The following is a 19,560-nucleotide window of genomic DNA, read 5'->3' on the forward strand; positions in this document are numbered from 1 at the left end:
GCGCGCCATCCCGGTGCGCCCTGCTTCCTCGGCTTCATTGGGTTCACCGCTTCATCCGGTGCGCCCTTCGCTCCGAGATCCCATTCGGACATCCCCCAAAAAGCGCCGCGACCGATCGGGATACCGGGCATTGCGCGTTAGAGTGCCTCGCTCCGTCCACCCCGCGATGTCACATGAACGCCCTGTCTCTGCAAGACGCATCGCGCGCTTGCCCCCCGCGCGGCGTCGCCCTCATCCCGTCCGGACCGCTTTGGCACGTCACCGCCAGTATTTGCGCCATCTCGAACACCGTCCCGCATGGGTATGCGGCGATGCAGGCGGACCTCGGCAAGCGCTGCCGTACGCGCGACCGCCTCGCATGGCTCGCATGTCTCGCGAGCCTTCCGGTGCTTGCCGGATGTGCGGCACTGGATGCCGGCAACTGGCAAGTATTTGGCCCACCGGGCGTCTACGTGGGCCCGCCGCCTGCCGCTGTCGCGCCCGCGCCCCTGATCGTGACACCGCCGCCGCGCATCGTCACGCCGGCCCCCACCATCATCGCCCCGCCCCCTGTGGTAGTCGCCCCGCTGAGCCCGCCGTACGTCGTGGTGCCCCCGCCGCTGCCGCGCAGTTCGCGCGACGCCGCCCACTTTCTGCGCGAGCGCTGCTACCGGCAAAAGGGCGGGTGCTACACCACGGAGCATCAGGGCGGCTACGTGTTCGACCCGTACACCGGCGCGTGGGACTGGGTCGACCAGCGGCACTATCGCTGGAAAGGACATCGGAAACGACGGTAAAGCTTCAGGTTCGTCACCGTCCCGGCGTTCCATGCGGAAAATCCGCTGTTCGACGCAAGATCCCGCGGTATTTTTGACCCGTTGTGGTGCATTCCAAACCTGCGCTAGAGTGGGCGTGCAACTGGCACGAGGTATACACGACGTTAAACCGGCATTGCCGCCAAAGAGCGGACGCGTGTCGACGGCCCATGGGCCGTGTACCGATCCGACTGCGGCAGGCCCTACCACGCAGGAGAGGCACATGCAGACAACCCCCACCGGCGCGCCGGTCATCGATCCTGCACTGCGACGCAAGGCAGTGATCGGGTCCACGCTGGGCAATGCATTCGAATGGTTCGACTTCACGGTGTACGGGCTGTTCGCCGTTGTCATCGCGAAGCTGTTCTTCCCCGCGGAAAACGACACGAACTCGCTGCTTGCGAGCGTGGCCTCGCTCGGCGTGGCGTTCTTCTTCCGTCCCATTGGCGGCGTGGCGTTCGGTTTGTATGCCGACCGCGCCGGCCGCAAGTCCGCCCTCTCGGTCATGGTGCTGCTCATGGCGCTGGGCACGGGGCTCATCGGTATCGCGCCGACATACGCGACCATTGGCTTCGCGGCGCCACTGCTGATCCTGCTCGCGCGCGTGATCCAGGGCTTCTCGGCCGGCGGGGAATTCGGCGGCTCGACCGCCATGCTCATCGAGTTTTCTCCGCCGCACCTGCGCGGCTTCTACGGCAGCTTCCAGATGTGCTCGCAGGCGCTGGCCGTGGCGCTCGCCGGGCTGTGCGCCTATGTGCTCAACACGGGCCTCACGAAAGAAGCCCTTGAATCGTGGGGCTGGCGTCTGCCGTTCCTGTTCGGGATTCTGATCGGGCCGGTCGGCTTTTACATTCGTCGCCGCATGACCGAGTCGCCGGAATTCCTGGCATATGCCGCCGCACGCGAGCCAACGCGCCGCACGCCGCTCGCCGACGTGTTCTCGAAGCATTACCGGTCGCTCATCGCGGGCTTCGGCCTGACCGTGGCCGCAACCACGTCGTTCTATGTCACGCTCATCTACACGCCGATCTATGCCGTCAAGCAACTCGGCCTGACTCAGGGCGCCGCCAGCCTGTCGACGTTCGTCGCCGCCATGCTCATCGCGGCACTGTGCCCGCTGACCGGCTGGATCTCGGATCGCGTGGGCCGCAAGCCGCTCATTCTGATGTTCGTGCTGCTCTACGGCCTGACGTCGTTCTGGATGTTCACGCGCCTGCATAACGCGCCATCGATGGGCAACCTTCTGCTTGCCCAGATTCTGCCTGCCGTGTGCATGGGTTTCGTATGGGGTGCGTTCCCGACGGCCGTCACGGAAGTGTTCCCGGTGGGCGTGCGCTCGACGGGCGTGTCGATTCTGTACAACGTCTCGGTGATGCTGTTCGGTGGCCTTGCCCCGTTCTGGATCACGTACATGATCAAGGCGACACAGAATCCGCTCGCGCCCGCGTATTACATTCTGCTCACCGTGGCGATCAGCCTGGTGACCTACGGCCTGCTCGGCCGCGACGGACGGCACCTGCCGACGGCGGCACAACACGCCTGACACCGACGGCGTCACACCAGGCAAAAACGCCCCGCGGGCTTCGGCCTGCGGGGCGTTTTTGCTTTCGACTCGGCGCGGTAATCAGACCGGGCTGAAGCGCCAGACGCCCTTCTCGTCACGCGCGCGCCGGAGTTCACCCGCGTGCCACAGCAGGTGAAGGTGCGCGAGCGCTTCACCCATGGCGAACGTCGTCTGGTGCGCATCGAGCTTGCGGTGGAACATGATCGGGACGATGTCACCGGCGCTTTGCGGCGCACGCGCGCAGGCGTCGCGCACTTCCTGCAATCGCGCCGCGTGGTGGTCGCGCAATTGGCGGATGCGCGTGTGCAATCCGGTAAATGGCCTGCCGTGCGAGGGCAGCACCAGGCAATCGGCGGGGAGTTCGAGATAGACACCGAGCGAGTCGAGGAACAGTTGCAGCGAATTCGCTTCCGGCTCGATGTCGAACACACTCACGTTGGTCGAAATGCGCGGCAACACCATGTCGCCGGAGATCAGTACGTTGTGCTGCGCCGAGTACAGCGCCATGTGCTCGGGTGAATGTCCATAGCCGGCGATCAGCCGCCAGTCGCTGCCGCCAATGCGCAGCGTGCCGCCATCGCGCAGACGGTAGAAGCGCGAGGGCACCTCCGGCACGAGATCGCTGAAGTAGGTCTTGCGGTTGCGGATCTGATCGATCATCCGTTCGTCGGCCAGCCCGTGCGCAATGAAGTGGGCCACCGCGAATTCGCCGCCGGCGTTCGCCGCGTTGTTGTTGTCGCCTTCCGACATGAGACGCCCCCATGCGTAGTCGCCCAGCGACATGGCGAGACGGGCGTCCCAACGGGCCTTGTCGCCGCCCTTGCAGATCCAGTGCGCAAGCCCCAGGTGATCCGGATGACAGTGCGTGACCACCACGCGCAACACCGGCTCGCCGCCGAGCGCGCTGTCGAACACCTGCTCCCAATAGGCTTTGATCTGCGGATGGGTAATGCCGCAATCGACGATGGTCCAGCCTTTCACGCCATCGACTTCGTCGCGCAGCAACCACAGGTTGATGTGATCGAGCACGAACGGCAGCGGCATGCGCACCCAGAATACGCCGGGCACCACTTCGTGCACCGTGCCGCCGTCAGGCAGAAAGTCACCGAGAGGATAGTTCAGTTGTTGTTCGAGGGCATTCACGGGGGCCACGCTCCAGAGGGGCTTGTTCTCTTGTTGTGGGGTTGACGCCGTCACCGATTGCATACGGTTCAAGTTGACGCTAACGTAAACGGCAATTCTATCTGCAATGGTAAGCACCCGCTTAACCCGATGCTCACATACACGATCACCGATCTCGCCCGCGAGTTCGACATTACGCCCCGCGCGATCCGTTTCTACGAGGATCAGGGGCTGCTCACGCCCGCCCGGGAGGGCCCCGGCGGACGCCATCGCGTCTACACCGGGCAGGATCGCACACGCCTGAAGCTCACGCTTCGCGGCAAACGCCTCGGGCTCACGCTCTCGGAAATCAAGACGATTCTCGATCTTTACGAATCGCCCAAGGATACGGTGCCGCAACTCAAAGTGTTCCTGGACACCCTTGCGCAGCATCGCGAGGTACTCGAGCAGCAACTCGAAGACCTTCACGCCACGCTCGACGAAGTCTCGCAGCACGAAGCCCAGTGTCTCGCGCTACTCGAAGCCGCGGGCGAGACGGTGCCCGCGACACCGGCCCGGCGCGGCAAGGCGAGCGTCGCTCACTGAATCGATCCCCTCCGACGGCGGCGCCCGGCGCCGTCCGTCACGCAAGGCCCGCCAACGTCACGATGGCGGACATCGCCCGAAGCGCCAGGCCAGTCGCAGGGCGGCCATACCGAAGTCACGACACCCTCAGGAAACCCCTTACTTTACGTTTACGTAAACGTAAAGTAGTATCTTCGAACCTGGTACCCTGGCCCTTTCGACGCGCCCCTTCCGATCATGGCAAACGTCCCTGTCTCCCACGCCGCACCGCTCGACGACGTCGTCGCCGCGAAAATCCGCGCGAGTTTCGACCAACAGGGCGTCATGACGCATTGGGGCGCGCGGCTTTCGCACCTGGCTGACGGTCACTGCGAGATCACGTTGCCCTTCTCGGACAAGGTCAATCAGCAGCATGGCTTCTTTCATGGCGGGGTCATCGGCGCCATCGCCGATTCGGCGGGCGGCTACGCGGGCTACACGCGCCTGTCGCCGGAGCAGGAGCTGGTCACGGCCGAATACAAATTGAACATTCTGGCGCCCGGCAGGGGGGATACACTGATCGGACGCGGTCAGGTCGTCAAAGCCGGACGCTCGCTCATCGTCACCACCGCCGAACTGTTCGTCATCGACGATGGCCAGTGGACGCTTTGCGCACTGATGCAGCAAACGCTGTTCCCGCTGCCCGCGAACCCGGCGGCCAAGGTGCCCGTCGCAGCGCGCTGAGCCACGCTCGCGCGCACGCCATTGCGCCGTCGACGCAATCGAAGCGACCCACTCAACGATTTCGAAGCCTTATCGAACACGCGCGCGGGCGAGCCGCCACGCGCCACCCTCTGGAGACTGTGTCATGACCCTGTTGCCCGGCCTCAACTTCATGCTTGGCGAAGACCTCGACATGCTGCGCGAATCGGTGGCGAACTTCGCCGCGAAGGAAATCGCGCCGCGCGCCGCCGAAGTCGACCGCACCGACCAGTTCCCGATGGATCTGTGGCGCAAGATGGGCGATCTCGGCGTGCTCGGCATGACCGTCTCGGAGCAGTACGGCGGCGCGAACATGGGCTACCTGGCGCACATGATCGCGATGGAGGAGATCTCGCGCGCGTCGGCCTCGATCGGCCTGTCGTACGGCGCGCATTCGAACCTGTGCGTCAACCAGATCCATCGCAACGGCACGCCCGCACAGAAGGAGAAGTACCTGCCGAAGCTGGTGTCCGGCGAACACGTCGGCGCGCTGGCGATGAGCGAGCCCAATGCCGGCTCGGATGTCGTGAGCATGAAGCTGCGTGCCGAGAAGCGCGGCGACCGCTATGTGCTCAACGGCACCAAGATGTGGATCACCAACGGCCCTGACTGCGACACGCTGGTCGTCTATGGCAAGACCGATCCGGAAGCGGGCGCACGCGGCATGACGGCCTTCCTCGTCGAAAAGGGCATGAAGGGCTTCTCCGTGGCGCAAAAGCTCGACAAGCTCGGCATGCGCGGCTCGCACACGGGCGAGCTGGTGTTCGAGAACGTGGAAGTGCCCGAGGAGAACGTGCTGGGCCAGGTCGGCGGCGGCGTGAAGGTGCTCATGAGCGGGCTGGACTACGAGCGCGCCGTGCTCGCCGGCGGTCCGCTGGGGATCATGCAGGCAGCCATGGACGTGGTCGTGCCGTATATCCACGACCGCAAGCAGTTCGGCCAGTCGATCGGTGAATTCCAGCTCATTCAGGGCAAGGTCGCCGACATGTATACGATCCTGCAGGCCAGCCGGGCGTACCTTTATGCCGTGGGCCGCCAGCTGGACTCGCTGGGCAGCGACCACGTGCGCCAGGTGCGCAAGGACTGCGCGGGCGTGATCCTTTACACCGCCGAAAAGGCCACGTGGATGGCCGGCGAGGCCATCCAGATCCTGGGCGGCAACGGCTACATTAACGAATACCCGGTCGGCCGCCTGTGGCGCGACGCCAAGCTCTACGAGATCGGCGCCGGCACGTCCGAGATCCGCCGCATGCTGATCGGCCGCGAACTGTTCGCGGAAACGATGTAAGCAGGCGAACGACCACAGGAAAACGACCCACATCCAGGCGCGGGCAGCGGCGCTACAATCCACTCAGACAGCAAGGAAAACGCACCTGCGCCCGTCCCGACCGGTATGAATCACTTCCCGAAACTCCTGTCGTCGCAGTTTGCTTTCGACGTCGCCCGCACGATGCTGGACGGCTTCGACAAGCATTACCGCATTTTCCGCGAGGTGTGTGTCGCGGCGCAGGCATGTTTCGAGGCGGGTGACTTCATGGGCATCCAGAAACTCCAGCGCGATCGCATCGCCTATTACGACGAGCGCGTGCGCGAATGCGTCGTCACGCTGGAAGACGAGTTCGACGCCCAGTCGCTCGACGACGACGTCTGGCAGCAGGTGAAGCTGCACTACATCGGCCTGCTCACCGAGCATCGTCAACCCGAACTGGCCGAGACGTTCTTCAACTCGGTGTGCTGCAAGATCCTTCACCGCTCGTACTTCAACAACCGCTTCATCTTCGTGCGCCCGGCCGTGGCGACGGAGTACATCGAGAACGACGCGCCGGCCGCCAGGCCGACGTACCGCGTCTACTACCCGGCGCAGGACGGGATGGTCGCCACGCTCACGCGCATCGTCACGAACTTCCAGCTCCGGCGGGCATTCGCCGATCTGCCGCGCGACATCGACTACGTGATGCGCGCCATCGACGAGACGCTCGGCGCGTTCGAGCCCGCACCGAATTTCCAGATTCACGTGCTCTCGTCGCTGTTCTTCCGCAACAAGGCGGCCTACATCGTCGGCCGTATCGTGAACGGCGACACGACCACGCCGCTGGCCATCTCGATCATGCACGACGATAACGGCAAGCTGGCGCTCGACGCCGCGCTGCTGCGCCGCGACGCATTGCGGGTGGTATTCAGCTTCACGCACGCCTACTTCATGGTCGACATGGAAGTGCCGTCGGCCTACGTGCACTTTCTGCGCACGATCATGCCGGGCAAGCCCAAGGCCGAGATCTACACGTCCGTGGGCCTGCAAAAGCATGGCAAGAACCTGTTCTACCGCGACTTCCTGCATCACCTGAAGCATTCGAGCGACAAGTTCGTCAGCGCGCCCGGCATTCGCGGGCTGGTGATGCTCGTGTTCACGCTGCCGTCGTATCCGTACGTGTTCAAGCTGATTCGCGAGCGCTTCGCGCCGCCCAAGGAAACCACGCGCGAGCAGGTCAAGGCGAAGTACCTGATGGTCAAGCAGCATGATCGCGTGGGCCGCATGGCCGACACGCTGGAGTTCTCGAGCGTGGCCTTCCCGCTCTCGCGCTTCGACGACGCCCTGCTCGCCGAACTCCAGGCCGAAGTACCCTCGCTGCTCGAATACGACGGCGACGCGCTCGTGATTCGCCATTGCTATATCGAGCGCCGCATGACGCCGCTCAACCTCTGGCTGCAAACGGCCACCGACGCCCAGGTCGATCACGCCATGCGCGAGTATGGCAACGCGGTCAAGGAACTGATGGCGGCGAACATCTTTCCGGGAGACATGCTGTACAAGAATTTCGGCGTGACGCGTCACGGCCGGGTGGTTTTCTACGACTACGACGAGCTCGAATACCTGACGGATTGCCACATCCGCCGGGTGCCCGAGCCCCGTAACGAAGAAGAGGCGATGTCGGGGGAAGTCTGGTACCGTGTAGGCCCGCACGACGTGTTTCCGCAGACGTTCGAAACGTTTCTGACGGGCGACACGCGCGTGCGTCACTATCTGAGCCAGCATCATCCGGATTTCTTCGACCCGCGCCTGTGGCAGGACTTTCAGGACCGGGTACGGGCCGGACAGATGCACGACTTCTATCCGTACGATGTCGCGCTGCGTTTCGTCAATCGCTACGGCACCGCGAGCGGTGCCGCAAGCGCCCCGCCCCACGCGGTGGCCGCTTGAGCGCCCGACGTCTCCCAGCCCACGACACGCCCGCCGGATGACACGATCATGACCGAAGACAAAGACCAGCCTCTCATCCACCTGCTCGACAACAACCGCGCCTGGGTTGCCGGCGTGAACGCGGAAGACCCCGCGTTCTTCGAGCGGCTGTCCAGGCAACAGGCCCCCGAATATCTCTGGATCGGCTGCTCCGACTCGCGCGTGCCCGCGAACCAGATCACGGGCCTGGCGCCGGGCGAGGTATTCGTGCACCGCAATATCGCCAACGTGGTGGTCCACAGCGATCTCAACTGCCTGTCGGTGTTGCAGTTCGCGGTCGAGGTGCTGAAGGTTCGCCACATCATGGTAGTCGGCCACTACGGCTGCGGTGGCGTGGGCGCGGCACTCGACGGCGAGAGGATGGGCCTGGTCGACAACTGGCTGCGGCACGTGCGCGACGTCTACGAGCGCCACGTCGACCAGATCGACGCGCTGCCCTCGCGCGACGCGCGCCACGACCGCCTGTGCGAGCTCAATGCCATCGAACAGGTCGTCAACATTTGCCATACGACGGTACTGCGCGACGCCTGGGCACGCAATCAGCCGGTGACGGTGCATGGCTGGGTGTACGGCCTGCGCGACGGGCTGGTGCGGGACCTGCGCATGTCCGTCAACAGCCTCGAGAGCCTGCCGCGGATCTATGACCGCTGCGTGGCCGCGATGGCCGAATTACGTCAACCGCGCGCCTGAACGGCGGACGCTGTCCGGCGCACGCCGGACTCGCCCGGGGATGTTCCGCGATCGGGCGCGTGGACGACGGAGCGATTGAAGCATTGGATATTCCGGTGCCGCTGAATCCGCCGCGAGGCGGGCTCGCCGGGGCCGCCACCGATTACAGGAGATTGCCATGCAACAGGACCCGATCGTCATCGTTTCCGCCGCCCGCACGCCGATGGGCGGCCTGCAAGGGGTGTTCGGCGACGTCGCCGCCCCGCAACTCGGTGCCGCCGCCATTCGCGCGGCCGTCGAGCGTGCCGGCCTCAAGCCTGAGCAGGTCGACGAAGTCGTCATGGGATGCGTGCTGCCCGCCGGGCAGGGCCAGGCCCCGGCGCGTCAGGCCACGCTCGGCGCCGGTCTGCCGCTTGCGGCCGGCGCCACCACGGTCAACAAGATGTGCGGTTCGGGCATGCGCGCCGCGATGTTCGCGCACGACATGCTCGTGGCCGGCAGCGTCGACGTGATCGTCGCGGGCGGTATGGAGAGCATGAGCAATGCGCCGTACCTGTTGCCCAAGGCGCGCGCAGGCATGCGCATGGGTCACGGCCAGGTCATCGATCACATGTTCTTCGACGGTCTGGAAGACGCCTACGACAAGGGGCGTCTGATGGGGACCTTCGCCGAAGAATGCGCCGACCGCTACGCCTTTACCCGCGAAGCGCAGGACGCGTTCGCGATCGCCTCACTCGAGCGTGCGCAAAACGCCACGAAGGACGGCTCGTTCGCGTGGGAGATCACACCCGTCACGGTACCCGGCCGCAAGGGCGACACCGTCGTCGACCAGGACGAACAACCGTTCAAGGCCAACCCCGAGAAGATTCCCACGCTCAAGGCGGCATTCCGCAAGGACGGCACGGTCACGGCCGCGAATTCGTCCTCGATCTCCGACGGCGCCGCCGCGCTGGTGCTCATGCGCGAGTCGACGGCCAAACGTCTCGGACTCGCGCCGCTCGCGCGCATCGCCGGACACAGCACGTTCGCCCAGGCACCGGGCCTGTTCACCACCGCACCGGTCGGTGCGATGCGCAAGCTCTTCGAGAAGACCGGCTGGTCGGCGAACGACGTCGATCTGTACGAAATCAACGAAGCCTTCGCCGTCGTCACGATGGCCGCGATGCACGAGTTCGACCTGCCGCACGAGACGGTCAACATTCATGGCGGCGCGTGTGCGCTCGGCCACCCCATCGGCGCGTCCGGTGCGCGCATTCTCGTGACGCTGATCGGCGCGTTGCGCAAGACCGGCGGCAAGCGCGGCGTGGCCAGCCTGTGCATCGGTGGCGGCGAAGCGACGGCGATGGCCGTCGAACTCGTCTGAGCCCGGTGACGGGTCTCTCAAGCCTCTTCGGAACCCACTCTTCATGAAAACAGCACTCATCATCGGCGCCTCGCGCGGCATCGGCATGGAGTTCGTGCGGCAATACCGGGAAGACGGCTGGCGCGTGTTCGCCACCGCCCGCAACGACGACGGACTGGCGGCCCTGCGCGAACTCGGCGCCGAGCCGCTCAGGCTCGACGTCACGCGTATCGAATCGATCTCCGGCCTGTCCTGGCAACTGGACGGCGTGGCACTCGACGTTGCGGTCTACAACGCGGGCGTGAATTCCGAGCGCACCACGGGCCTCGCGCCGGTTACGACGGCGGAATTCGACCGCGTGTTTCACACGAACGTGCTCGGCGCCATGCATGCCGCGCCGCTCGTGCTTCCGCTGGTCGAGGCGGCCGGCGGCGCCTTCGGTTTCCTGTCGAGTCGCATGGGCAGCATGGCGCTCATGGAATCGAACGGCAGCTGGCTGTATCGCGCCAGCAAGGCGGCCGTGAATTCGATCGTGAAGGCGACGTCGCTCGAAGCACAGCGCGCCACATGCGTGGCCATGCACCCCGGCTGGGTGCGCACGGACATGGGCGGCGAGCACGCCGATATCGACGTGCAGACGAGCGTCGCCGGCATGCGCCGCGTACTCGCCCGTGCACCGGGCGAGCGCGCCACGCACAACGGCGGCTTCTTCAACTACGACGGCAACGCGCTCGCCTGGTAAGCCGGGCGAGCGGCAAGGATTGCATCGACGGAACATCGATGGGTGGCGACCGGGCGAACATGGCCCGGCGCACAACCGAATAACAAGCTGTATGTATCAGTGGTGCCACACCGCCGTATCTTTTGATTCGCGGGCCAGAAACGTCACTCGGAACGGGAGCCAGCATGACGTCCGCTATCGACTTTTATTTCGACTTCGCATCCCCGTATGGGTATTTTGCGAGCACCTGCATCGATGACATCGCCTCGAAGAACGGGCGCGGTGTCGCGTGGCATCCGATCCTGCTCGACATCGTCTACAAGGTGAACGGTACGGGGGCGCCGGTGCAGCATCCGATCAAGACCGAGTATCTGCGGCACGATGTGGAGCGCACCGCTCGCTTTCACAAGATTCCATACAAGCGCCCGACGCATTTCCCGATTCCCACCCAGGCGGCCGAGCGCGCCGTGCTTTGGGTGCAGGACCATCGCGGCGGCGACCTGTCCGCGGAGTTTGCCAAGTCGATCTTCACGGCGTTGTACGTCGACGACGTGAACATCGGCGATCCGGCGGAACTGGTGCGGATCGGCGAGTCGCTGGGCATCGACGGCGCGGCACTCGACGCGGGCATGCATTCCCCGGCGGCGAAGGATCATCTCAAGGCCGAGATCGACCTGGCGATGGCGCGCGGCGTGTTCGGTTCGCCGTTCGTCATCGTGGACGGCGAGCCGTTCTGGGGGTTCGACCGCTTCGCACAGGTCGAGGCCTGCCTGAAGCACGGCAAGCTCTGACAACAAGGCAAGACAACATCATGGCAAGACCCCAACCGTCGCGCGACAACACGACACAGGACACCGGACGCGAAGCCTGCCCCTGCGGCGGTCTCGCGTTCGAAGACTGTTGCGCACGCTATCTCGAACGAGGCGACCTCGCGCCCACGGCCGAGGCGCTGATGCGCTCGCGCTACACGGCATTCGTGCGCCACGACGCGGCGTATCTGCTCGACACCTGGGCGGTGCGCACGCGCCCCGCCTCGCTCGAGTTCGACGACGCCCCCCAATGGCTTGGCCTCCAGGTCAAGGCGCACCTGCAACGCGACGACGCGCACGCTGAAGTCGAATTCGTCGCCCGCTACAAGGTCGGCGGCCGCGCGCACCGGTTGCACGAGCGCAGCCGCTTCGAGCGCACCGACGACGGACGCTGGCGTTACGTCGACGGCGACCTGTACGACTGACGACGCGCGCGAACCGTCCGCGCGACGGTTCGCATCGCCCAGGCCACGCAATTCACGACAACTCACCCTCCACCGGATTTCGTCACATGCCGATTCTCGAGAGCAAACTCAACCCGCGCGGCGAAGACTTTGCACGCAACGCGGCCACGATGCAGACCCTGGTCGACGACCTGCGCGCGCGTATCGCGCAACTGGCCGGTGGCGGCGGCGAGGCCGCGCGCAAGAAGCACATCGCCCGCGGCAAGCTGCTGCCGCGCGAGCGCGTTCAACAACTGCTCGATCCGGGCTCGCCGTTTCTCGAGCTCTCGCAGCTCGCCGCCATCGGCATGTATCACGACGACGCCCCGGGCGCGGGCGTGATCACCGGCATCGGCCGCGTGTCGGGCCAGGAATGCGTGATCGTGTGCAACGACGCCACGGTCAAGGGCGGCACCTATTACCCGATGACGGTCAAGAAGCACCTGCGCGCGCAGGAGATCGCCGAGCAGAATCATCTGCCCTGCATCTATCTGGTCGACTCGGGCGGCGCCAACCTGCCGAACCAGGACGATGTGTTTCCCGATCGCGATCACTTCGGACGCATCTTCTACAACCAGGCGCAAATGTCCGCGAAGGGCATTCCGCAGATCGCCGTGGTAATGGGCTCGTGCACGGCAGGTGGCGCATACGTGCCCGCCATGAGCGACGAGTCGATCATCGTCAAGGAACAGGGCACGATTTTCCTCGGCGGCCCGCCGCTGGTGAAAGCCGCCACCGGCGAGGAAGTGAGTGCGGAAGACCTCGGCGGCGCCGACGTGCACACACGCCTGTCGGGTGTGGCCGATCATTTCGCCCAGAACGACGCGCATGCGCTCGCCATCGCGCGCAACATCGCGGCGAACCTGAACCGGCGCAAACCCGCGACCGTCGCCGTGCGCCCCCCGGTCGAGCCGAAGTACGACGCACGCGAGCTGTACGGCGTGATTCCCGCCGATACGAAGAAGCCGTTCGACGTGCGCGAAGTGATCGCGCGTCTGGTCGACGGCTCCGAGTTCGACGAGTTCAAGGCACGCTACGGCACCACGCTCGTGTGCGGCTTCGCGCATCTTTGGGGCTACCCGGTCGGCATCGTGGCGAACAACGGCATTCTGTTCTCGGAGTCGGCGCAGAAAGGCGCGCACTTCATCGAGCTTTGCTGCCAGCGCAAGATCCCGCTGATCTTCCTGCAGAACATCACGGGCTTCATGGTCGGTCGCAAGTACGAGAACGAAGGCATCGCCAAGCACGGCGCCAAGATGGTGACGGCCGTGGCCACGGCCAACGTGCCGAAATTCACCGTGATCATCGGTGGCTCGTTCGGTGCGGGCAACTATGGCATGTGCGGTCGCGCATACTCGCCCCGCTTCCTGTGGATGTGGCCGAACGCCCGTATCTCGGTGATGGGCGGCGAGCAGGCCGCGTCGGTGCTCGCCACGGTCAAGCGCGACGGCATCGAAGCCAAGGGCGGTCAATGGAGCGCCGAGGAGGAAGACGCCTTCAAGCAACCGATCCGCGACCAGTACGAGCGTCAGGGGCACCCGTATTACGCAAGCGCCCGCCTGTGGGACGACGGCGTGATCGACCCGGCCGATACGCGCACGGTGCTCGGACTGGGCCTGTCGGCCTCGCTGAACGCGCCGATTCCGGATTCGCGCTTCGGCCTGTTCCGCATGTAATCGCCCCGATCGACACGCCCGGCCACTCGAGGATTTCCACGTCATGAATCTTGCCACGCTCAAATTCGGCGTCGACGCGCATGTCGCCACCGTCACGCTCAATCGTCCCGACGTTCGCAACGCCTTCAACGAGACGGTCATCGAAGAACTCACGGGCGCGTTTCGCGCGCTCGCCACGAACGATGACGTGCGCGTCATCGTGCTCGCGGCCGAAGGCGTCGCCTTCTGTGCCGGCGCCGACCTGAACTGGATGAAGAAGATGGCCGGTTACTCCGACGCCGAGAACCGTGCCGACGCCATGACGCTTGCCGTCATGCTCAACACCATCTACCGCTGCCCGAAGCCGGTGATCGCACGCGTGCAGGGCGACGCATACGCCGGGGGCGTCGGTCTGGCGGCCGTAGCCGACGTCGTCGTCGCCGTCGACACGGCGCATTTCTGTCTGTCGGAGGCAAAGCTCGGCCTGATTCCGGCGACGATCGGGCCGTATGTCATTCGCGCATTGGGCGAGCAGGCCTCGCGCCGCTACTTCCTGACGGCCGAACGCTTCGCGGCGTCGACGGCGCAGCGGCACGGGCTCGTGCATGAGGTCGTGAGCGCCGACGCGCTCGACGGCACGGTGCAGGCGCTGGCCAAGGCATTGGCCGAGAACAGCCCCAACGCGGTGAAGGAATGCAAACGTCTCGTGCAGGACTTCGCGAGCCGCGTCATCGACGACGGCGCGATCGCCGACACCGCGGAGCGCATTGCGAAGATCCGCGCGTCGGAGGAAGGCCGCGAGGGCGTGCGTTCGTTCCTCGAGAAACGCGCGCCGTCGTGGCGTAGCGAGAACTGAGCGAGAACTGAGCGCGCGCTGTGCCCGCGCGCGCCTGACGGCCGCCCGAACGGTTACAAATATTTTTGGGGAGACGCAACGACGGAGATGCCGCAACGTTATCGGCGGGTTTTGAGGAATTATCGATAACGTCTTCCTATGGCACGCAAAACCTCAAGTTTTTGCCACATTTCCGCCTATTGCCCTGCCAAATCGCTTTGCCTACCATGCGCCCATCCCCCACCTCCGGCCCCATGCGGCACCGCTGCGCGCGATGCCTGCCGCGGGCCAGCCGGACAATCGACCGCCGCCTTCGGGCGGGCGTCGTGCGTCGCGGCCAACCAAGGAGTCAATGATGGACGCCTTCCCGCGCCCCCCCGCCGGTCCCGGCGATCTCGCCGCGCGAAGTCTGCGACAGGTCTGGCACCCCTGCACGCAGATGAAGCAACAGGCAAAGCTGCCACTCGTCGCGCTGTCGCACGGCGAAGGCCCCTGGCTCGTCGATACCGACGGCGAGCGCTACCTCGATGCCATCAGTTCCTGGTGGGTCAACCTTTTCGGTCACGCCAACCCGCGCATCAACGCCTCGCTCGTCGACCAGCTCGGCCGTCTGGAGCACGCCATGCTGGCCGGCTTCACGCACGAGCCGGTCGTGGCGCTGGCAGAGCGCCTGTCGGCGCTGACCGGCGGCGTGCTCGGCCATGCCTTCTTTGCGTCCGACGGCGCCTCGGCCGTCGAGATCGCACTCAAGATGAGCTTTCACGCGTGGCGCAATCAGGGGCACGACGACAAGCGCGAATTCGTTTGCGTGCGCCACGGTTATCACGGCGAGACGCTCGGTGCACTGGCCGTGACCGACGTTGCGCTGTTTCGCGACGCCTACGATCCGCTGCTGCGCCACGCGCACGTCGTGGCGTCGCCCGACGCGCGCAACGCGCGTGACGGCGAATCGGACATCGATGTCGCGCATCGCGCGGCCGCCGAACTCGAGGCATTGCTGGCACGCCGCGAGGGCCGCATTGCCGCCGTCATCGTCGAGCCCCTCGTGCAGTGCGCGGCAGGCATGGCGATGCACGACCCCGAGTATCTGCGCCGTGCGCGCGCGCTGTGCGACCAATATGGCGCACACCTGATCGCCGACGAGATCGCCGTGGGATGCGGGCGCACGGGCACGTTCTTCGCCTGTGAACAAGCCGGCATCTGGCCCGATCTGCTGACGTTGTCCAAGGGCATCAGCGGCGGATACCTGCCGCTCTCGCTCGTGCTTTCGCGCGACGCCATCTTCGACGCGTTCTACGACGACGACACCGCGCGCGGTTTCCTGCACTCGCATTCGTACACGGGCAATCCCCTGGCGTGCCGCGCCGCGTTGGCCACGCTCGATATCTTCGCGGACGACGATGTCCTCGCCGTCAATGCGTTGCGTGCCCGGCGTCTGTCCGATGCGCTCGCACCGCTGGCCAACGACCCGCGCGCGAAGCATTTCCGCCAGCGCGGCATGATCTGGGCGTTCGACGCCGACGTGCCGCAGGCGGCGGAGGCGGTCCGTGCGTTCTCCCGGCGCTTCTACACCGAAGCGCGCGCGCGCGGCGTGCTGTTGCGCCCGATCGGCAATACCGTCTACCTGATGCCGCCGTACGTGCTCGACGACGCGACGATCGACTGGCTCGCCAGCCGCACGATGGCCGCGTTCGATGTCACGATGCGCGACCTCGGCGGCGGCAATCGTGTCGCGACGGTCGGGAAGGAGCAGGCAGCATGACCGCCCACACCCTCCCCCCGCTCTTCGACCGCCTCGATGCGGGCCTCGCCGAAATCGACCGCGCGCATCTGCGCCGCCGTCATCGCGTGGTTTCCACGCCGTGCCAGCCGCACGTATGCGCCGACGGCCGCGACGTCCTCGCCTTCACGAGCAACGACTATCTCGGACTCGCGGCACATCCGAAGGTCGTGGCCGCGCTGATCGACGGTGCGCAGCGATACGGTGCGGGCAGCGGAGCCTCGCACCTGATCAGCGGTCATTTCCAGGCCCATGCCGAACTTGAAGACGCGCTTGCGCAGTTCATGTCGCCGCATCTGGTCGAGGCCCGCGCACTGTACTTCTGCACGGGATACATGGCTAACCTGGCGACGATCTCGGCACTCGCGGACAAGGACGCCGAGATCTTCTCCGAGGCGCTCAATCACGCTTCGCTCATCGACGGCGCGCGACTGTCGCGCGCACGCACGCAGATCTACCCGCACGGCGACGTCGACGCGCTGGGCGCGTTGCTCGCCGCCAGCACGGCCGAGACGAAGCTGATCGTGACCGACGGCGTGTTCTCCATGGACGGCGACATCGCGCCGCTGCCGCAACTGCTCGCGCTGGCCGAACGCCACAATGCGTGGCTGATCGTGGACGATGCGCACGGATTCGGTGTCGTGGGCGAAAACGGACGCGGCGTGTTCGAGCATTTCGCGTTGCGCTCGCCCAACCTCGTCATCATCGGCACGCTCGGCAAGGCGGCGGGCGTGGGCGGCGCGTACGTGGCCGCGAACCGGCGCGTGATTGAATGGCTCGTCAATCGCGCGCGTCCGTACATCTTCACCACGGCGGCCGCGCCGTCGCAGGCGCATGCGCTGCTCACGAGCCTGGCGATCATCGCCGGCGACGAGGGACGCGAGCGCCGCGCCACGCTGCAAGCACGCATCGCGCAACTGCGCGACACCCTCGCGTTGCGCCACTGGCGGCACATGGCCTCGCCCACGGGCGTGCAACCGATCATCCTTGGCGAAAACGCCGCGGCGCTGCACGCCCAGGCCGGTCTGGCCGAGGCGGGACTGTGGGTACCCGCGATTCGTCCGCCGACCGTCGCTCCCGGCACGTCGCGACTGCGCGTCACGCTCAGCGCCGCACACACGGAAGACGACATCGCCCGCCTGGCAGCGGCCATCAACCAGCTCGACCGCGACTGGACGGCGCACGACCATGACTGATCAAACGCTTGCGATCGCCGAGCGCGCCACGCCCGCGCGCCATGCATTCTTCGTCACCGGCACCGACACCGAGATCGGCAAGACGCTCGTGTCGTCGGCGCTGCTGCAGGCCGCCGCGCGGCGCGGTCTGGTGTGTGCCGGCCTCAAGTCCGTGGCCGCCGGGGCGTCGGAGCATAACGGCCGGTTCGTCAACGACGACGTCGAGCAGCTGCACGCCGCGAGCAATCTGAAGCTGCCCGACGACTGGTATTGCCCGTATGTGCTCAAGGATGCCGCCGCACCGCACATTGCCGCCGCGGCCGAAGGCATCGATCTCGACTGCCGCGTGATTCGCGATGGCTACGCGCGTATTGCCGCGCGCGCCGACCTGGTGATCGTGGAAGGCGTGGGCGGGTTCCGCGTGCCGCTCGGCCCCGATGCGAGCGCGCCCGACACCGCCGACCTCGCGCGTCAGCTCGGCCTGCCGGTCGTGCTCGTCGTCGGGCTTCGCCTGGGCTGCATCAGCCACGCGCTGCTCACGGCCGAAGCGATCGCCGCGCGCGGCCTGACGCTTGCCGGCTGGGTCGCCAATCACGTGGATCCGGACATGCGTCACGTGGACGCCAACGTCGACGCCATTGCCGCGCGCATCGGCGCCCCGCTGCTCGGCCGCGTGCCGCACCTGCCGCATCCCGACGCCGCGACGGCCTCGGGTTATCTCGACATTGCACCGCTCGTGGATTCGGCGCCGCATCGCCATGCGCAAGCGCCGCTTGCCGCGCAATCGTCCGATGCGTCCCGATCGTGACGCTACGACATACGACGGCCTCCCCCCGACATCAAAGCATTCAAGGAATCTCACCATGCAAGTTCACGCTCACACCGCCGCACACGGACACGATGAAGCCCTGCGCCGCAACGATACGCCCTGGACCGTCGACGCGATCGAGGCGTTGTTCGCGCTGCCGTTCAACGATCTGATCTTCCGTGCGCAGCAGGTGCACCGCGAACACTTCGACGCCAACGCCGTGCAGCTCTCCACGCTGCTCTCGATCAAGACCGGCGGCTGCCCGGAAGACTGCTCGTACTGCCCGCAGTCGGCCAGGTATGACACGGGCGTGCAGGCCGAGAAGCTCATGCCGGTCGACGAAGTCGTGGCCGCCGCGAAGCGCGCGAAGGAGGCCGGCGCCACCCGCTTCTGCATGGGCGCCGCCTGGCGCAGCCCGAAGCCGCATCAGGTCGACGCCGTGGGCGAGATCGTGCGTGAAGTGAAGGCGCTCGGTCTCGAGACCTGCGTGACGCTCGGCATGCTGCGCGACGGTCAGGCCGAGCAGTTGCGCGATGCCGGCCTCGACTACTACAACCACAACCTCGACACCTCGCCGGAGTTCTACGGCCAGATCATCACCACGCGCACGTACCAGGATCGCCTCGATACGCTCGCCCGGGTGCGCGACGCCGGCCTGAAGGTCTGCTGCGGCGGCATCGTCGGCCTGGGCGAGACGCAGCGCGAGCGCGCCGGTCTGATCGCGCAGCTCGCCAACATGTCGCCGTATCCCGAGTCGGTGCCCATCAATAACCTGATGAAGATCGAAGGCACGCCGCTCGAACACAACGAGAGCGTCGATCCGTTCGACTTCGTACGCATGATCGCCGTGGCGCGCATCACCATGCCGCGCGCGATGGTGCGCCTGTCGGCCGGACGCGAGATGATGGACGACGCGCTGCAATCGTTGTGCTTTCTCGCCGGCGCGAACTCGATGTTCTACGGCGAGAAGCTGCTCGTCACGCAAAACCCGCAAGCCGAGCACGACCGCGCGCTGCTTGCGCGCCTGGGCATGCGTACGTCGACCGAGGACAAGCTGAGCCCGGCTGGCGAGGCGGACGACTGCGGCGCGACGTCGGCCTGCGCCACCCATTGAGCGCGGGCTGCCCGGGAGTGCCGGCGGGCGGTGAGGAGGTATTGAAAAGTCATGCGCCGCAACGGCGGTGAGATCGCGAAGACGATCCGCCGTGGCGGCGAAGCTGCACAGCAATAAAGACGGGTGCGCATGCATCGTTGCTTCGTCACAAGCGGGGCAATGGCGTGGGCACCGCCCCAATCGATC

Annotated in this window: 17 protein-coding genes and 1 pseudogene; 17 read left to right on the forward strand and 1 reads right to left on the reverse strand. The window is 66.0% G+C overall.

Going from position 1 to position 19,560, the window contains the following annotated elements; all coding sequences use genetic code 11:
- The first annotated feature begins 173 nt into the window (after positions 1 to 173).
- Both LV28_RS46295 and LV28_RS46300 read left to right on the forward strand, forming a co-directional pair.
- Entirely contained in the window at positions 174 to 776 is a 603-nt protein-coding gene (locus tag LV28_RS46295) for a hypothetical protein (RefSeq protein WP_038619577.1), read from the forward strand.
- A gap of 241 nt (positions 777 to 1,017) precedes the next feature.
- Positions 1,018 to 2,337, forward strand: coding sequence for an MFS transporter (locus tag LV28_RS46300; RefSeq protein WP_023872910.1), 1,320 nt, complete (start codon positions 1,018 to 1,020; stop codon positions 2,335 to 2,337).
- Positions 2,338 to 2,418: 81 nt separating this feature from the next.
- Here LV28_RS46300 and LV28_RS46305 read toward each other — a convergent pair whose 3' ends face one another.
- Positions 2,419 to 3,501 (reverse strand): MBL fold metallo-hydrolase, encoded by a 1,083-nt coding sequence (locus tag LV28_RS46305; RefSeq protein ID WP_023597894.1) that lies wholly within the window; start codon positions 3,499 to 3,501, stop codon positions 2,419 to 2,421.
- 129 nt (positions 3,502 to 3,630) lie between these two features.
- Between LV28_RS46305 and LV28_RS46310 the strand changes: the two genes are divergently transcribed.
- The 15 genes and pseudogenes from LV28_RS46310 to bioB form a co-directional block, all read left to right on the forward strand.
- A complete protein-coding gene (locus tag LV28_RS46310) occupies positions 3,631 to 4,065 on the forward strand; it encodes a MerR family transcriptional regulator (protein WP_023597895.1) in 435 nt (144 codons plus the stop codon).
- Between the two features lie 216 nt (positions 4,066 to 4,281).
- A complete protein-coding gene (locus tag LV28_RS46315; RefSeq protein ID WP_048806503.1) occupies positions 4,282 to 4,767 on the forward strand; it encodes a PaaI family thioesterase in 486 nt (161 codons plus the stop codon).
- A gap of 124 nt (positions 4,768 to 4,891) precedes the next feature.
- A complete protein-coding gene (locus tag LV28_RS46320; protein WP_038619574.1) occupies positions 4,892 to 6,073 on the forward strand; it encodes an isovaleryl-CoA dehydrogenase in 1,182 nt (393 codons plus the stop codon).
- A 105-nt stretch (positions 6,074 to 6,178) separates the two neighbouring features.
- Positions 6,179 to 7,984, forward strand: a complete 1,806-nt coding sequence (gene aceK, locus LV28_RS46325) for a bifunctional isocitrate dehydrogenase kinase/phosphatase (RefSeq protein WP_023597898.1) — start codon at positions 6,179 to 6,181, stop codon at positions 7,982 to 7,984.
- Positions 7,985 to 8,032: 48 nt separating this feature from the next.
- Positions 8,033 to 8,713 carry a carbonate dehydratase gene (gene can, locus LV28_RS46330; RefSeq protein WP_023597899.1) on the forward strand — a complete coding sequence of 227 codons (681 nt, stop codon included), beginning with the start codon at positions 8,033 to 8,035 and terminating at the stop codon, positions 8,711 to 8,713.
- A gap of 157 nt (positions 8,714 to 8,870) precedes the next feature.
- Positions 8,871 to 10,055, forward strand: a complete 1,185-nt coding sequence (locus tag LV28_RS46335) for an acetyl-CoA C-acetyltransferase (RefSeq protein WP_038619571.1) — start codon at positions 8,871 to 8,873, stop codon at positions 10,053 to 10,055.
- A 43-nt stretch (positions 10,056 to 10,098) separates the two neighbouring features.
- The gene (locus LV28_RS46340) at positions 10,099 to 10,776 is read left to right on the forward strand and encodes an SDR family oxidoreductase (RefSeq protein WP_038619569.1); all 678 of its coding nucleotides are present in this window, start codon (positions 10,099 to 10,101) and stop codon (positions 10,774 to 10,776) included.
- A gap of 164 nt (positions 10,777 to 10,940) precedes the next feature.
- Positions 10,941 to 11,546, forward strand: a complete 606-nt coding sequence (locus LV28_RS46345) for a 2-hydroxychromene-2-carboxylate isomerase (RefSeq protein WP_023872904.1) — start codon at positions 10,941 to 10,943, stop codon at positions 11,544 to 11,546.
- A gap of 20 nt (positions 11,547 to 11,566) precedes the next feature.
- Positions 11,567 to 11,989 carry a YchJ family protein gene (locus tag LV28_RS46350; RefSeq protein ID WP_038619565.1) on the forward strand — a complete coding sequence of 141 codons (423 nt, stop codon included), beginning with the start codon at positions 11,567 to 11,569 and terminating at the stop codon, positions 11,987 to 11,989.
- Between the two features lie 86 nt (positions 11,990 to 12,075).
- On the forward strand, positions 12,076 to 13,683 hold the full coding sequence (locus tag LV28_RS46355; protein ID WP_023597904.1) for a carboxyl transferase domain-containing protein: 1,608 nt from the start codon (positions 12,076 to 12,078) through the stop codon (positions 13,681 to 13,683).
- A 43-nt stretch (positions 13,684 to 13,726) separates the two neighbouring features.
- Positions 13,727 to 14,518 carry an enoyl-CoA hydratase/isomerase family protein gene (locus LV28_RS46360; protein ID WP_023597905.1) on the forward strand — a complete coding sequence of 264 codons (792 nt, stop codon included), beginning with the start codon at positions 13,727 to 13,729 and terminating at the stop codon, positions 14,516 to 14,518.
- A gap of 334 nt (positions 14,519 to 14,852) precedes the next feature.
- The gene (gene bioA, locus LV28_RS46365; RefSeq protein WP_048806502.1) at positions 14,853 to 16,259 is read left to right on the forward strand and encodes an adenosylmethionine--8-amino-7-oxononanoate transaminase; all 1,407 of its coding nucleotides are present in this window, start codon (positions 14,853 to 14,855) and stop codon (positions 16,257 to 16,259) included.
- On the forward strand, positions 16,256 to 17,473 hold the full coding sequence (gene bioF, locus LV28_RS46370) for an 8-amino-7-oxononanoate synthase (RefSeq protein WP_024788577.1): 1,218 nt from the start codon (positions 16,256 to 16,258) through the stop codon (positions 17,471 to 17,473). Before bioA ends, bioF begins: the two co-directional genes overlap by 4 nt.
- A complete protein-coding gene (bioD, locus tag LV28_RS46375; RefSeq protein WP_025249951.1) occupies positions 17,466 to 18,260 on the forward strand; it encodes a dethiobiotin synthase in 795 nt (264 codons plus the stop codon). The genes bioF and bioD overlap by 8 nt, the downstream gene beginning before the upstream one ends.
- 127 nt (positions 18,261 to 18,387) lie before the next feature.
- Positions 18,388 to 19,374: pseudogene (gene bioB, locus LV28_RS46380) on the forward strand (biotin synthase BioB); the annotation flags it as partial.
- Positions 19,375 to 19,560 lie beyond the last annotated feature (186 nt).

Origin of the sequence: Pandoraea pnomenusa, assembly GCF_000767615.3 — a bacterium.
In the GTDB taxonomy this organism is placed as follows: Bacteria; Pseudomonadota; Gammaproteobacteria; order Burkholderiales; family Burkholderiaceae; genus Pandoraea; species Pandoraea pnomenusa.